A 13,447-nucleotide genomic window follows, 5' to 3' on the forward strand; every position below is an offset into this window, starting at 1 on the left:
GCCTCGCCGCGTAAGGCGCAGGGCTTTGCAGGGGCAGCGCACACAAGCAACAGGCTCGCCGGGCAATGGCTCTGCGGGCCTGTTTTGCGTTCTGCGCAGGCTCTCTGGAATGCGAGCGACATAAAACCGTAACATGTGTCATTCTTTTCCAGTCAGAAGACTCTACAGTATGATGTTAAGTCTTAAGAGACGATGAGCCCTATGCCCGCAAGGCTGATGCGGGCAGGATGAGGGCAAACAGGGGAGAATGGGTGTGACGACGGGGCAGGACAAAAAGACGGGTCAATCAGCCGGAGCCAAAGTGCCCGCCCGCAGACGCACGCCGGCAGTTCGTCGAACCAGAAAAAAGCCGGTCCAGAAAAAGGTGACGCTGGACATGCCCGAGCGGTTTATCAACCGCGAACTCTCCTGGCTGGCCTTTAACCAGCGTGTGGTGGAAGAGGCGGATAACGCGCGCAACCCGTTGCTGGAGCGCCTGCGTTTTCTGTCCATCAGTGCCAGTAATCTCGATGAATTTTATTCTGTGCGTGTGGCCGGTCTTGTCGGGCAGGTGCGGGAAGGGCTGGTGGCGTTCTCGCCCGATGGTCTGACCCCTGCCGAGCAGCTGGATGCCGTGCGGGAACGCTGCGCGCAGCTTCTGCGTGAACAACAGCGTATCTGGGTAGAACTGCGCGGCCTGCTGGCGGATGCCGGTGTGGTGCTGTGTGAACCGTCTGATCTGGATGAAGCCGACCGCGCCTGGCTGCACACCTGCTTTATGGACCGCGTTTTTCCGGTGCTGACGCCGCTTGCGGTGGACCCGGCGCACCCGCTGCCCTTCATCCCCAACATGGGGCTGGCGCTCGGCCTGCGTCTGCTGCTGGCGGAAAACGGCGCGTTTGCCATGAACGCGCTGATCCTGCTGCCTGCGCAGGTTGAGCGGTTTATTCGCCTGCCCAGCAAAGACGGTGCAGGCAACCGCACGGTGCGCTTCATCCGTCTGGAAAACCTGATTACCCTATGTATGGACCAGCTTTTCCCCGGTCTTGTGGTGGGGGAAAGCGGTATGCTGCGCGTGGTGCGCGATACCGATGTGGAGTTTGAGGACGAGGCAGAAGACCTTGTCCGCTCTTATGAGAGCGCACTCAAACGCCGTCGCCGTGGCGTGGTGATCCATCTGGATATGGAAAAGCGCGTGCCGACGGAACTGGCGGACGCCATTGCCTCCGGGCTGGATCTGCCGCCGGAAGAAATTGCCGTCCATTCCGGCATGATCGGTGTGGTGGACCTCAAGCAGATGATTGTGGATGACCGCCCCGATCTCCTGTTCCCGCCCTACACGCCGCGCTTCCCCGAGCGGATTCTGGACTTCAATGGTGATTGTTTTGCCGCCATCCGGGCGAAGGATCTGCTGGTTCATCACCCGTTTGAAAGCTTTGACGTGGTGGTGCAGTTCCTGCGTCAGGCAGCGCTCGACCCCAACGTGATTGCCATCAAGCAGACACTGTATCGCACGTCCCGCGACTCCCCCATCGTCAAGGCGCTGATTGAAGCCGCTGAGGCCGGGAAGTCCGTCACCGCCATGGTGGAACTGCGGGCGCGGTTTGATGAAGAAGCCAATATTCGCCTCTCCCGCGCGCTGGAAGCCGCAGGTGTGCAGGTGGTGTTCGGTTTTGCGGACCTGAAAACCCACGCCAAGCTCAGCCTTGTGGTGCGGCGCGAGGGTAATCAGGTGCGGTCCTACGCGCATTTTGGCACGGGCAATTATCACCCGATTACCGCCAAGATTTACACGGACCTCTCCTTCTTTACCTGCAAGCCGGAACTGGCGCGGGATTCCGCACGCCTGTTCAACTACGTGACCGGCTACGCCATGCCGGCCAAGATGGAAGCCATTTCCTTCTCGCCCATCACTATCCGCAGCACGCTGCGGGAGTTGATTGAGGAAGAAATTGCGCATGTCAAAGCCGGGCGTCCGGGCACCATCTGGCTGAAGATGAATGCGCTGGTGGACCCGGATCTGATCGATTGCCTCTATCGTGCCTCCTGCGCCGGGGTGCGGATTATCGGGGTGATCCGGGGCATCTGCTGCCTGCGGCCGGGTGTGCCAGGGCTTTCTGAAAATATCCGCATCAAATCCATTGTCGGACGTTTTCTGGAACATTCCCGCATTTTCGCGTTCGGCAACGGCCATCGCCTGCCGTCTCGCTATGCCAAGGTCTATCTGTCCTCTGCGGACTGGATGACGCGGAATATGGACTGGCGGGTGGAAAGCATGGTGCCCGTCACCAATCCGACGGTGCATGCCCAGATGCTGGGGCAGATCATGGTCTCCAACCTCAAGGACAATCTGCAATCCTGGGGGCTGGAAGCCAGCGGCACATGGCGCAGGCTGACGCCGGGGGCGAGGCCTTTTTCTGCGCATGAATGGTTCATGACGCACCCGTCGCTCTCGGGCCGCGGCTCCGCTGCGCATGAAACACCACTCCGCGCACCGGCCTCTCTGCCGACGTCAAAAGACCTGATGTTTGATGACTGATTTCAGTCAGCAGGGCGGGAAAAGCAGAATGCGTGCTTTTGGCATCTGTTCTCGGTTTTCGTGAACGATTTTCGGGAGTAGAGTGCCGCCCATGCAGACTGATATGCCGCGCCGCTCGGCCGTTGTTGATCTTGGGTCCAATTCTGTGCGCCTCGTGGTGTTCGAGGGCGTATCGCGCAACCCTGTGCCTATCTTTAATGAAAAGGCGGTGTTGCGACTGGGCCGGGGCCTGACAGCAACAGGCAAGCTGAATGAAGAAGGCGTGCAGATGGCCATGGAAGTGCTTAGCCGCTTCCACGCTATTGCCCGTGCTATGGATGCGGACCCGTTTGAAATTCTGGCGACTGCTGCAGTAAGGGATGCGCTGAACGGGCCGGAGTTTGTCGACGCCCTGCGCAGGAACATGCCGGGGGTGCCCATCCGTATTCTGAGCGGGGAAGAAGAGGCCGATCACTCCGCCATTGGCGTGATGTGCGGCATTCCCGGCGCAAAGGGGCTGGTGGCCGATGTGGGCGGCGGCTCTCTGGAACTGATCCGTCTGGCGGAAGATGGTCGCCACGATGCCAATACCCTGCCGCTGGGCGTTATCCGCCTGAGTGACCGCGCCAGGGGAGACCTCGGCGTGGCGCGCACGCTGGCGGATGAGGATATCGGGCGCGTCAAATGGCTGTCTCAGGTCAAGGGGAACACGCTGTATCTGGTTGGCGGGGCATTCCGTGCGCTGGCCCGCCTGCATATTGCCCGCATGCAGTATCCGCTGAATATCGTGCATTATTATACGCTGGGGCTGGAAGAAGCGCGGGAGATGACCGGCTGGCTGCTGCATGCGCAGCGCCGCAGTCTGGAACGTCTGCCCGGTGCCCCCAAAAAACGTCTGGATGATGTACCGTTTGCCGCGACTGTGCTGCGCAGATTGCTGCGCAAGGTGCAGCCGGACCGGGTGGTGTTCTGCGTGGATGGCCTGCGGGAAGGGTGGTACATGCTGAATGTCGCCCCGGACTGCCTGCCGCAGGACCCGATGGACGTTGTGGCGCGGGATATGTGCGCACGGCTCGGCCGCAGCAACACGCTGCCGGATGTGCTGTGCCGCTGGACAGATGGCCTGCTGCCCAAGGAAAGCAGGCAGGAGCAGCATCTGCGGCGTATTGCCTGCCTTCTCTCGGATGTTGGCAGTCACGATCACCCGGAATATCGGGCAGAGCAGACCTACTGGCGTATCCTGCGCATGCAGGGCGTGGGGTTTGATCATGAATCGCGGGCCTGGCTTTCTCTGGCACTGGCCGTGCGCTATGCGGCGGATACCAATGCAGAGTTTCTGGGGACGTCCCGCACGCTGCTGAGTGAGGCCGCATGGCGGCGCGCCATCGTGCTGGGGCAGGCGCTGCGTCTGGCATATTCCCTTTCCGGTGGGACGGCGGTGCTGCTGGATGGCACGGCTCTGCTGTGGCAGCGCAAGGAGCTTGTGCTCAAACTTGTGTCATCCCGTGTGGCTGTGCGGGGGGAAACCGTGGGGCGTGGACTGGCCCGGCTGGGTCAGGCGCTGGATGTTTCCACCCGCTTTGAGTCTGATCTGGAAGCCTGATACAGCCTTTTGCCTGTTCTCTGTCAGGAGCAGATGTGTGCGGGGAGCAGGGCATAGAGGCTCTGCGCTGGCGGGCACAGTCATGGGACTGGACAAGCTGCGGCGTTCTGGGCACCTTAAATTTCAGACATCTGCCGGGGATGGGGATTTATGACCAGTAGTCAGGGGAAAAAGTGACGTGTCTTCTGATGAGATAGTCGATCCGACAGTGCAGAATGATGCGTCCGTGCGGCGTGTCCTGCTGCATCTGGTCCTGCCTTTTGGCTCGCTACTGCTGGTTGTAGGGGCAATTGTGGCCATTGGGCTGCATTCCTACCGCTCCACGCGGGCCGGTGTGGTCTCGCTGACCCATGAGCTTCTGGGCGCGGTCCAGCAGAATATTTCTCAGGAAGTGTCTGATTACATCATGCCCGCTGTGGCGGGGAACGTCATCGCCAGTGGCATGATTGCGCATGCGCCGCCGCAGGTGGCGGACCGGGTGTTTAATTCCTATGGCGCGGCCATGCTGCAAAGCGTGCCGCAGTTGCAGTCCTTCTATCTGGGGGATGAAGACGGCCATTTCCGCCTGATTACCCGTGGGCCTGATGGCAAAAATGAGGAACGCACCACGTTTGAAGTGCGTGATGGCAAGCAGGTCTATCACCGCGAATTCTATACGAATGACGGCGTAAAAACGGGTGAGGAATACACGGACGCAACCGGGTATGACCCGCGCAAGCGCCCGTGGTACAGCAATACGGAAGGCAAGACGGACGTCCAGTGGACGCAGCCTTATCTGTTCCCCTCCGCGCGCCAGTTTGTCATGACAAGCTCTCTGCGATTTAAGGCCGCAAACGGGCATACCTATGTTTTTGCCACCAATATTTCCCTGAATGAACTCAGCACGTTTCTGGATCATCTGAAGGTCGGCAAGACCGGGAACGCCATTATTCTGGACAGTAAGGGCCGGGTTATGGCGGGGCGTAACATCATGCAGCAGGCGGAAGCTGCCGGGTGGGACCCCAACAAGATGGTACTGGACCCCAAGACCCATCCGGTTTTTGCCCGTGGGTATGACCATTACCGGGTGCGGGGCTTTGGCCCGCGTAGTTTTGAGCTGAACGGCAAACGCTATGTGACCATTGCCTCACCGCTGAAAAGTTCTGCCGAGGGCTGGATTTTACTGCTGTCCGCCCCGGAAAATGACTTTGCCAGTTTTGCCCGCCAGAGCAGCCAGCAGAGCCTGCAATTTGCCGGGATTATCATAGTGTTCTCGCTGGCGCTGGCCGGGTTCCTTGTGCGGCAGGTGCGGCGTTCGGAACGAATGGCGCGCAAACTGGCGCAGCAGGGCGTGCAAATTACGCATGAAAGTGCCGCAGTGCAGCAGGTGGCCGTCACGCCGCGTCTGTTTGACCCGACTGCCGAACCTCTGGTGCTCACAGAACAGCTTGCGCACGTGACGGATGCGCGCCGGGCCAGCATCTGGCGCCTGCTGCATGACGGGCAGGCGCTAATCTGTGAAGATTCCTATGATCAGAAACAGGATGCGCATTCCGGTGGTTTTGAAATGTCCCGCGCGGAGCTGGGGGCGTTTTTTGAAGCCATTGAATCCGGTGATGTGCTGAGCGTTGAAAACGCGGCAGCGGATAATCGGACAACGCAGTTCGAGCGGCTGGTCATGCGTGAACTGGGCACCCGTATGCTCGCCATTTACCCCATTCATGGTCCGAAAGGCATTATCGGTGCCGTGGTGCTGGAAGATGCCCATATGGCCCCGCATCTGGTGTATTTTGTGGACCTGATGGCGTCTATTGCCGGGGTCAGACTGGCTGAAACGACGGAAGACACCACCACCGGGCACGGCCTGCCTGCCGATGAAGTTCCCGGTGCGGTCAATTCCGCCAGACCGCAGCCGCCACCACAGTATGATAATATGCTGATGCGTGCGCCGCAGGTGGCTGGCGTGACGACGTCCGGGATCTATCCGTCCGTTGCCGTGCTGGTCATCACCTTCTCCGATCCGGTGGTCGATGGGGATGCGGAAACGCAGGCTCTCCTCACGTTGATCAACCAACTGGCCACGGATGTGCAGCGCATCTCCAAAGAACGCGGCCTGTTTGGCGTGGAAGTGGCCGGCCATCGCATGATCTGCATGGCGGGCTGCACCACGGAGGAAGATCCGACAGCCATTATCCGTATTGCCGATGCTGCGCTGACCATGCGGGAAACCTTCATGGCGGCACTCGCGGCCGCTAATCTGGAACCCGTGTTTGCCATGGGGCTGGATTACGGCGCAGCCTTTGGTGGTGCTGTGGGGGAAGAGCCGAAAGTGTTCAACCTGTGGGGGCAGACGGTCTCTCTGGCGGAACTGATGGCGCAGGGCGCGACAGATGGCGGCACCATTCAGGTAACAGACCGGGTGTATCAGGCGCTGCGTGACCGGTATCTGTTCCGCTCACGCGGGTCCTTCTTTGCGCCGCATCTTGGGCTGGGTCGGGCCTATGTTCTGGCGGCGCGCCGATGAGTGGCGCGAACGAACCACGTAGTCCGGGTGGTGAACGGGACCCGATTTTAGAGGCAGATGCCTCCACCCATCCGCAGCACAGGCAGAAGTTCGTGCTGCATGAGTGGGTGCGGGAGAAGCTGGCCTGGACAGGCCGCCTGACGCGGCGGCAGATCCGCTTTTTCCTGATCATGCTGGGGGCAAGCTGGGGCGTTATCTTTGAGAGTTTTCGTTCTCATTCCTGGCGGCGGACCGTGCGCTACGAGTTCGGCACAACCCTCAACAGCGTGATTGGCGGCGGCCTGATCGCCACCATGTTTGCGGGCACACTGACGGGCGTGGCTGCGGTCTCGCAGACCATTTACTGGCTGGGTCTGGCGGGCATGGCCAAGATGACCGGCACCATTCTGATTGATGTGGTCATTCGGGAAATTGCGCCCATTCTGGTGGGCATCCTGCTGCTGGGCCGCAACGGCATGCTCTCCGTCACGGAGCTGGGCCTGCTAACAACAGGGGGAGAAATCCGCTCCATGCAGGCGCAGGGGCTGGACCCGTTTCTGCTGCTGGTCATGCCCCGTACGCTGGCGTTTACCGTGGGCGGCTTTACGCTTGGGATCCTGTTCTCCTTCGCCGCACTGGTGACAGGCTATATCATCAGCCGCATGTCCGGTGTGGTGACCAATCCGGTCTGGACGTTTCTCTATGACGTGATTACCGCCATGTCCCACGCGGATTATCTGGTGATCCCGCTCAAATTCATCACCGTCGGGTTTGTGGTGGGGCTGGGTGGCTGCCTGACCGGTCTGACCGCCACCAATGAAGATAATCTGCGCACCCTCCTGCCGCGAGGCTTCTCCCGCGGAATGCTGATTGTGATGGCTGTCAGCGTGCTGTTCAGTCTGGACTTGTAAGATGGATACACGCACTGCCGGACCGCTGCTGGAACTGAACAAGGCTGTGCCCTCTTTTGAGGAAAGCGGCCTGCCGCCCGTGCCCTTCAGCATGAAGCTGATGCCGGGGGACTGTATGGTGGTGGAAACCCGCTCCAGTTCCCGCGCCACCATGTTTGCGGATCTATGCTGCGGGCTTGTGCCGCTGGACGCAGGTGTTGTGAAGTTTATGGGGCTCGACTGGTCAGACCTGCATGACCGGGAAATGAATGCCCTGCGTGGGCGCATAGGTCGTATTACCCGCAGGCCCAGCTGGCCAGAGTTCCTGAACACGCACCTTGCCATCACCCTGCAGCAACTGCACCATACCACCCGCCCGATGGATGAGGTTGTGGCGGAAGCGGCCCGGCTGGCGGAATGGTTTGGCCTGCCCGGCCTGCCGGTTTTGCCGCCCAGCCGGTTGTCCGATTCCGATTTGCTGCGGGCGGCCTGCGTGCGGGCTTTTATAGGGCACCCCCGGTTGCTGCTTCTGGAAGACCCGCTGGAAGCAAGTCCTGTGGAACTGCAAAATCCGTTTCTCAGTGCGATAACGGACGCGCGGGACAAGGGGGCTGGTGTAATCTGGCTGGTGCGTAATAATGCCATCTGGCAGGGCTACCGACAGGGGATTACGAGTATGTGGCGCCTGGCTGATGACGGGCTTGTAGAAGTACGGACGGCATAATGTTCCAGATCCGCTTACGACAGAAAGTCAAACCACTCATTTCTCTGCGCTATGCGGATGAATGGGTTGGGTTCCTCGTGCTGCTCAGCGTGGTGCTGTTTGCTGGTGCCGTGGTTGAGGCCGGGGTGCTGCAGAACTGGCTGACACCGCCAGCGCGGCTGCACGTCACGCTGCCAGCCTCTGGCGTGGGCGGCCTGACTGTGGGGAGCGACGTGCAGCTGCTCGGCACCCATGCCGGCACCATTCGCGCCGTCAAGCTCAACCCCTCGGGTGAGATGTATGCCCAGGTGGATCTGGACCCGCAGGCCAAACCGTTTATCCGGCGGGACAGCACGGCCATTATCCGCAAGCAGTTTATTGTGACGGGTTCTTCCTATCTGGAACTCAGCCGCGGGCATGGGGATGCAATGGACTGGAGCTATGCGGTGCTGAGCGCCACACCCGCTCCCAACCCGGCGGACCAGATTACAGCCACGCTGAATGATATTCAGGCCCAGATCATGCCTGCCATTGCCAGTGCCCGGCACATGATGGCCGAACTCGACGCCACCATGACCGACATGCACGCGGGCAAGGGCACAGTGGGGCAATTGCTGACCAATGATGAACTGCTCAAGCAGGCGCAGGCGGCAGCTGTTTCTCTGAACACCGTGATTGATCGCCTCAAGCCGATTGAACAGCAGGTGTCCGGCATCATGACCAAGACGGATGGCACCATGAACAATCTGCGCTCTGCCTCGCATGACCTGAAAGGGGCCACCCCGCATCTGCCCGCTATTGCAGGCAGCGTGGAGGCCAGCACGGCTGATCTGCCCGCATTGCTGGCACAGGCCCAAACCACGCTTTACGGGCTGGAGAAGCTGACTGACCAGTTGCGTGGCATGTGGCTGCTGGGTGGGCAGAAAACCACTAAAAAGAACCGCCTTGCACCCCGGCAGGTGCGGCCATGAGGCGCGTTGGCTCTCTCGCTCTGCTCGCACCCTTGCTGCTGGCAGGGTGCGGCGGAGGGGCTGTGGAAGCACCCTCTGCGCGAGATGACGCCGCGTGGGATCAGGCGATGACGGCCGGGCAGGATTCCTTTGAGCTGGGGCGCTACAGCGTCGCTATTACCCAGTATCGCAAGGCCGCCGATCTGGCGCTGCTGCGGGATGATGGTGTCGCGGCGTCCGAAGCAGGGTATGACCTCGCCGTGTCGCAACTGGCGGGGGATGACCCGGCAGCAGCGGTTGAAACCGTGCAGACCACCCGGCAGGCTGCCGCTGTGCGCGGGCAGACTGCACGCCCGGAATTTGATCTGATTGAAGCGGCGGCCCGGTACCGTCTGCGGCAATATCCGCAGGCGATTGCGCTGGCATCTGGCGGCATGGCCTCCACCGATACAGCCTATGCCGCCCGTTCCGCCCTCGTGCTGGGGCTGGCGGCGGATGCAGGGCAGGATGCAACGGCGTTCCAGAAGGCTCTGGCCTATTTTAACGGATTGAAACCGCCACTGTCCCGCACGGAGCAGGCGGATAAGGCGGAAATTCAGGCGCGTGCCGTTCTGGCGTCCAACCCGGCACAGGCGGAGCAACTCGCAGAGCAGGCGGCGACCTTGCGGCGGGATGATGCCTCTTATCGGGATATGTCCCGTGCCTTGGCTCTGGCGGGGCAGGCAGCAGATCGCAGTGGCGACCACCAGAAAGCCGCCAGCTTGTGGGCGCGGGCTGCACAGAGCGCCTCCATGCAGGCTAACTCCGCCAACACGGTGGATGCCGCAACCGTCACGCAGGGTTCCAGTCTGCTGCGCGGCGGGGCGACAACAGCAGAGAGCGATGCGGCGCAATGGGCGCATCTGGCGGGTGGCGTCTCCCTGCATCCGTTTGCGGAGCCGAAGAAGCAATAAGCAAAATCGCTGCAAAGTGATGCGGATTTGCTATGCGTAATTGATGGAAGCAAGCCTTTCTGAGGCCGTGTATCACCGTCTGATCGCAGGGTCGCGCGGCATGGCGGCCTTTCAGACCAGAAGGGCGGACATGAAAAGCGTATTTCAAAAGCTGAAGGAAAAGCGTCAGGCGCGGCTGACAGCGCGTTACAACAGGCTGGACGATACGCCGCTTGAAGAGACAGGCAAGAAGTCTCATTTCACCACCAAGGAAGCCATGCGCCGGTTCCGGGCGCATGCGCTGGTGGAAGAAAAAGGCCACCGCGATGTAGTACGTGTCGGCCTGTCCGATAGTGTCTGGACGGACCTGTATCACCACGCTTTGACGGCAAGCTGGACGGCTTTTGTTTATACATCCGTTATTTTCTATTTTCTGATCAATCTGTTCTTTGCCCTGCTGTATCTGATCGCCCCTTCACAGGTGACGGGGGATGGCCAGCATACGCTGCTTTCCCTGTTCTTCTTTAGCGTGCAGACCCTCTCGACCGTCGGGTATGGCGGCATGGTCCCGGTGGGGCCCTATGCCAACATTGTGGTCTCGTTTGAAGTGCTGGTGGGGATGATGATCAACGCGCTGGCAACAGGCGTTGTGTTTGCCCGTTTTGCCCGCCCACGCGCGCGCATCATGTTCAGCAATACAGCGGTTATCAGTAATGAAAACGGCATTCCGGCGCTGTGTATTCGCATTGCCAACCTGCGGCTAAGCGTCATTTTATCCGTGGATGTGGAAGTCTCGCTGTCCCGACTGGTGATGAGTGAAAACGGGCATCTGGTGCGGCAGTTTGACCAGCTTTTGCTGGTGCAGTCGCATGTGCCGGTGCTGCGGTTTGCGTTTGTCATGGCGCATGTCATCGGGCCGGAAAGCCCGCTGCACGGCAAAAGCATGGCGGAACTGGAAAAGGAAGAAGCCGAAATTGTCGTGACAGTGACCGGCACGGACGAGGCACTGGGGCAGACCGTGTTTGCCCGAACTGCGTATCGGTTTGACCGGGTGCACCATAATCACCGGTTTGTGGATATCGTGCTCTCCCGTCCGGATGGCCGGATTGCCGTGGATTACACACGCTTTCACGATATTGAAAAACACTGAGAGAGCTGTGCAGAACGGTCCTTTAGGCCGCTGAAGGCAGGTGAAAGCGGCGGGTTGTGTCCAGAAAGGTGACATTGTCCGCCAGTTCCCGCTTCATCACTTCCAGACTGCCCACGGCGCGGGTCAGGTCCATCTGCAAGGAGAGGTTTGGCTCCCGCAGGGCTGCGGGCCGTAACTGCGCCAGCGCGTTGGCCGCGGTCTCCGCAGGCCGTGTGGTGTGACCATGCAGCGTGGCGATACTATGCATCACAGACTGCAAGAGTTGAGTCTGTTCTGGCGATAGGTCGTGATGCTCCAGCACATGCTGAATACGCAGCACCAGTAGCCCGACCGTCATGATCCCCATTGCCCCGGCCAGATAGGCTTCCGTCAGCGCATCGGGTTTAACGCCGGCATGGTGAATAATCTGCGCAATGCGTCCGCAGGAGCGGGCCATCCATTCTGCCGGACTAAAGGTGCTTTTCTGCCCGGCAAGCCTGCGTAAATCCCGCACCAGCTTGCGGCGCAGGCGCCAGCGTTCGGCAGCGGCATCAAATGGCAGCACAAGGCGGAAAGCCCAGACCCCCAGCGCAATCCCCAGAACAACAGCCGGGGTGGTGTTGAACCAGATAATCTCATTCATGCGGCTATGGTTGGCCGGGCCGATCATGAACGGCATGAAATTGTTATAGGCTGCGGCGGTACCAATGGAATTCGGGGCGCGGAGGGCAAGACCGCCCACCAGCATGGGGAAAAACAGGGAGGCCAGCAGGGTCTCATTACTGGCCTGATCCGGCAGGACCAGAAACACCAGAACCCATGAAACCGCAGCAGCCCAGACGGCCCCCCTCAGAAAACCACTTGAGGCCAGAACAGGATTTTCAAAAGAGGAAAAGCGTGTGCTGGTCACGGCCACAAACATGGCCAGCGTGGAGCCATCCGGCCAGGCGGTGACTTCCCAGATCAGGCCACCAATGCAGATGGCAGCGGCTGCACGCAACCCATTGTTGAGGGCCAGGACAGGATCTTTTTCGATGTGCTGCGCAAAACGGAAGTGGTCTTTGGGGTTGGGTTCCTGCGTTGCAATAAAATGCTCAAGGGCTTCATCCAGTTCCAGAATGAGCTTTGCAAGAGCGGTTGCCAGAATGCGGCTTTCCAGCAGGTCACGCATCAGCTCTTCGGAACTGTTGGGATGTGTTCTCGCCTGTTCAAAAAGGATCAGTGTATCCGTGGCAGTTTGCAGGCAGTTTGTGCGGGCGTGATACAGGTCTGCCCGGATCTGTCTCGCGGCGTCTACCGGATCAGAATCTTTGAGGTGATTCGGAATAGTTTTCAGGATTTGTGCAAAGTCTGAGAGCGATTTTTTAAACGTTTCTGGCAGCGGGGCGGCGGCTTCCATATGGATATGCATGCTTAGCCCGCGCGCCAGAAAGGTCGAGATACTGGCCAGCACGGCGCGGGCGTGGTCGCCCACATGCGCATGCGGTCCTAACTCGATTTCACTGAATTCTACCTGATCAGCCAGAGAGGGGATGCTGCCCATCAGCGCGCGGGAGCGGAACAGGCCATCCTTTTCCCCCAGCAGCAAACCGGTCATGCTCAGGCAGGCGCCGCTGAGAGCGTCCTGCAAGCGACTGCGAATTTCTTCATGCGCAACAGTATTCAGGCGAGGGGCGAACAGGCCCGCCAGCGTGCTTTCACACACAATGCCCAGCGTGATGTAGGTGGTGCGAGACATGGCGATCATAAACACATTGTCCGGCTGGTTCGCCGCACTCAGCACAATGATGGTGCAGGTAAAAGCCACCAGCACCAGCGCGTAGGACCGGAAGTTGCGCAGAAACGTCGCTTCCGCGCAGCAGGCCCCGGCTCCTAAGGCCAGCAGGGGGAACAGTAGCCAGGGTTCCTGCGGAAAGGCGGCCAGAAAGGCAATGCCACATATCGCGCCAATACAGGTGCCAATCAGTCGCCATTTGGCTTTGGAAATACTTTGTCCGCGCGAATTCTGCGCCACAATCCATGTGGTCATGGCAGCCCATTGCGGGCTGTCCAGTTCCATCCACAGCGCAAGGCTCAGCGCCAGTAGGGCCGCAAAGGTTGTGCGCAGGGCAAACCCCAGATTGGCCGGGGAGGGCGCAATCAGCCAGGCAAGGGGGGCATTTTCTGAAAGACCGGTTCGGCCCTGTGAGAGTCTGGTGGCCCACGCACGTATCTGCTGCGAAAGGCGATCAGAGAATGAAGACACATGCACGGACCGATTA

Annotated in this window: 9 protein-coding genes; 8 read left to right on the forward strand and 1 reads right to left on the reverse strand. The window is 60.1% G+C overall.

What is annotated here, in order from left to right; all coding sequences use genetic code 11:
• Positions 1 to 247 precede the first annotated feature (247 nt).
• The 8 genes from ACHQGU_RS05300 to ACHQGU_RS05335 all read left to right on the forward strand — a co-directional run bounded on the left by ACHQGU_RS05300 (position 248) and on the right by ACHQGU_RS05335 (position 11,207).
• Complete coding sequence (locus ACHQGU_RS05300; protein WP_395496099.1) at positions 248 to 2,518, forward strand: RNA degradosome polyphosphate kinase; 2,271 nt, start codon at positions 248 to 250, stop codon at positions 2,516 to 2,518.
• Positions 2,519 to 2,609: 91 nt separating this feature from the next.
• Positions 2,610 to 4,100 (forward strand): Ppx/GppA family phosphatase, encoded by a 1,491-nt coding sequence (locus ACHQGU_RS05305; protein ID WP_062249814.1) that lies wholly within the window; start codon positions 2,610 to 2,612, stop codon positions 4,098 to 4,100.
• Positions 4,101 to 4,278: 178 nt separating this feature from the next.
• Positions 4,279 to 6,603 carry an adenylate/guanylate cyclase domain-containing protein gene (locus ACHQGU_RS05310; protein ID WP_062270857.1) on the forward strand — a complete coding sequence of 775 codons (2,325 nt, stop codon included), beginning with the start codon at positions 4,279 to 4,281 and terminating at the stop codon, positions 6,601 to 6,603.
• Complete coding sequence (locus tag ACHQGU_RS05315; RefSeq protein WP_395496100.1) at positions 6,600 to 7,493, forward strand: MlaE family ABC transporter permease; 894 nt, start codon at positions 6,600 to 6,602, stop codon at positions 7,491 to 7,493. Before ACHQGU_RS05310 ends, ACHQGU_RS05315 begins: the two co-directional genes overlap by 4 nt.
• 1 nt (position 7,494) lies before the next feature.
• Positions 7,495 to 8,196: a hypothetical protein gene (locus ACHQGU_RS05320; protein ID WP_062249821.1), complete on the forward strand. Its 702-nt coding sequence runs from the start codon at positions 7,495 to 7,497 to the stop codon at positions 8,194 to 8,196.
• On the forward strand, positions 8,196 to 9,146 hold the full coding sequence (locus ACHQGU_RS05325) for an MlaD family protein (protein ID WP_395496101.1): 951 nt from the start codon (positions 8,196 to 8,198) through the stop codon (positions 9,144 to 9,146). The genes ACHQGU_RS05320 and ACHQGU_RS05325 overlap by 1 nt, the downstream gene beginning before the upstream one ends.
• A complete protein-coding gene (locus ACHQGU_RS05330; protein WP_395496102.1) occupies positions 9,143 to 10,078 on the forward strand; it encodes a hypothetical protein in 936 nt (311 codons plus the stop codon). Before ACHQGU_RS05325 ends, ACHQGU_RS05330 begins: the two co-directional genes overlap by 4 nt.
• A 256-nt stretch (positions 10,079 to 10,334) precedes the next feature.
• Complete coding sequence (locus tag ACHQGU_RS05335) at positions 10,335 to 11,207, forward strand: ion channel (RefSeq protein WP_231866215.1); 873 nt, start codon at positions 10,335 to 10,337, stop codon at positions 11,205 to 11,207.
• Between the two features lie 22 nt (positions 11,208 to 11,229).
• On the opposite strand, the gene ACHQGU_RS05340 is transcribed toward ACHQGU_RS05335, so the two are convergent.
• A complete protein-coding gene (locus ACHQGU_RS05340; RefSeq protein ID WP_408874600.1) occupies positions 11,230 to 13,437 on the reverse strand; it encodes an FUSC family protein in 2,208 nt (735 codons plus the stop codon).
• Positions 13,438 to 13,447 lie beyond the last annotated feature (10 nt).

This window comes from Acetobacter sp. KSO5 (assembly GCF_044094635.1).
Lineage (GTDB): Bacteria > Pseudomonadota > Alphaproteobacteria > Acetobacterales > Acetobacteraceae > Acetobacter > Acetobacter cerevisiae.

Bases quoted from the DNA above. Each gene is read 5' to 3' on its own strand.
- ACHQGU_RS05300 (WP_395496099.1), top strand. From the start codon at position 248: ATGGGTGTGACGACGGGGCAGGACAAAAAGACGGGTCAATCAGCCGGA.
- ACHQGU_RS05305 (WP_062249814.1), top strand. From the start codon at position 2,610: ATGCAGACTGATATGCCGCGCCGCTCGGCCGTTGTTGATCTTGGGTCC.
- ACHQGU_RS05315 (WP_395496100.1), top strand. From the start codon at position 6,600: ATGAGTGGCGCGAACGAACCACGTAGTCCGGGTGGTGAACGGGACCCG.
- ACHQGU_RS05320 (WP_062249821.1), top strand. From the start codon at position 7,495: ATGGATACACGCACTGCCGGACCGCTGCTGGAACTGAACAAGGCTGTG.
- ACHQGU_RS05325 (WP_395496101.1), top strand. From the start codon at position 8,196: ATGTTCCAGATCCGCTTACGACAGAAAGTCAAACCACTCATTTCTCTG.
- ACHQGU_RS05330 (WP_395496102.1), top strand. From the start codon at position 9,143: ATGAGGCGCGTTGGCTCTCTCGCTCTGCTCGCACCCTTGCTGCTGGCA.
- ACHQGU_RS05335 (WP_231866215.1), top strand. From the start codon at position 10,335: ATGCGCCGGTTCCGGGCGCATGCGCTGGTGGAAGAAAAAGGCCACCGC.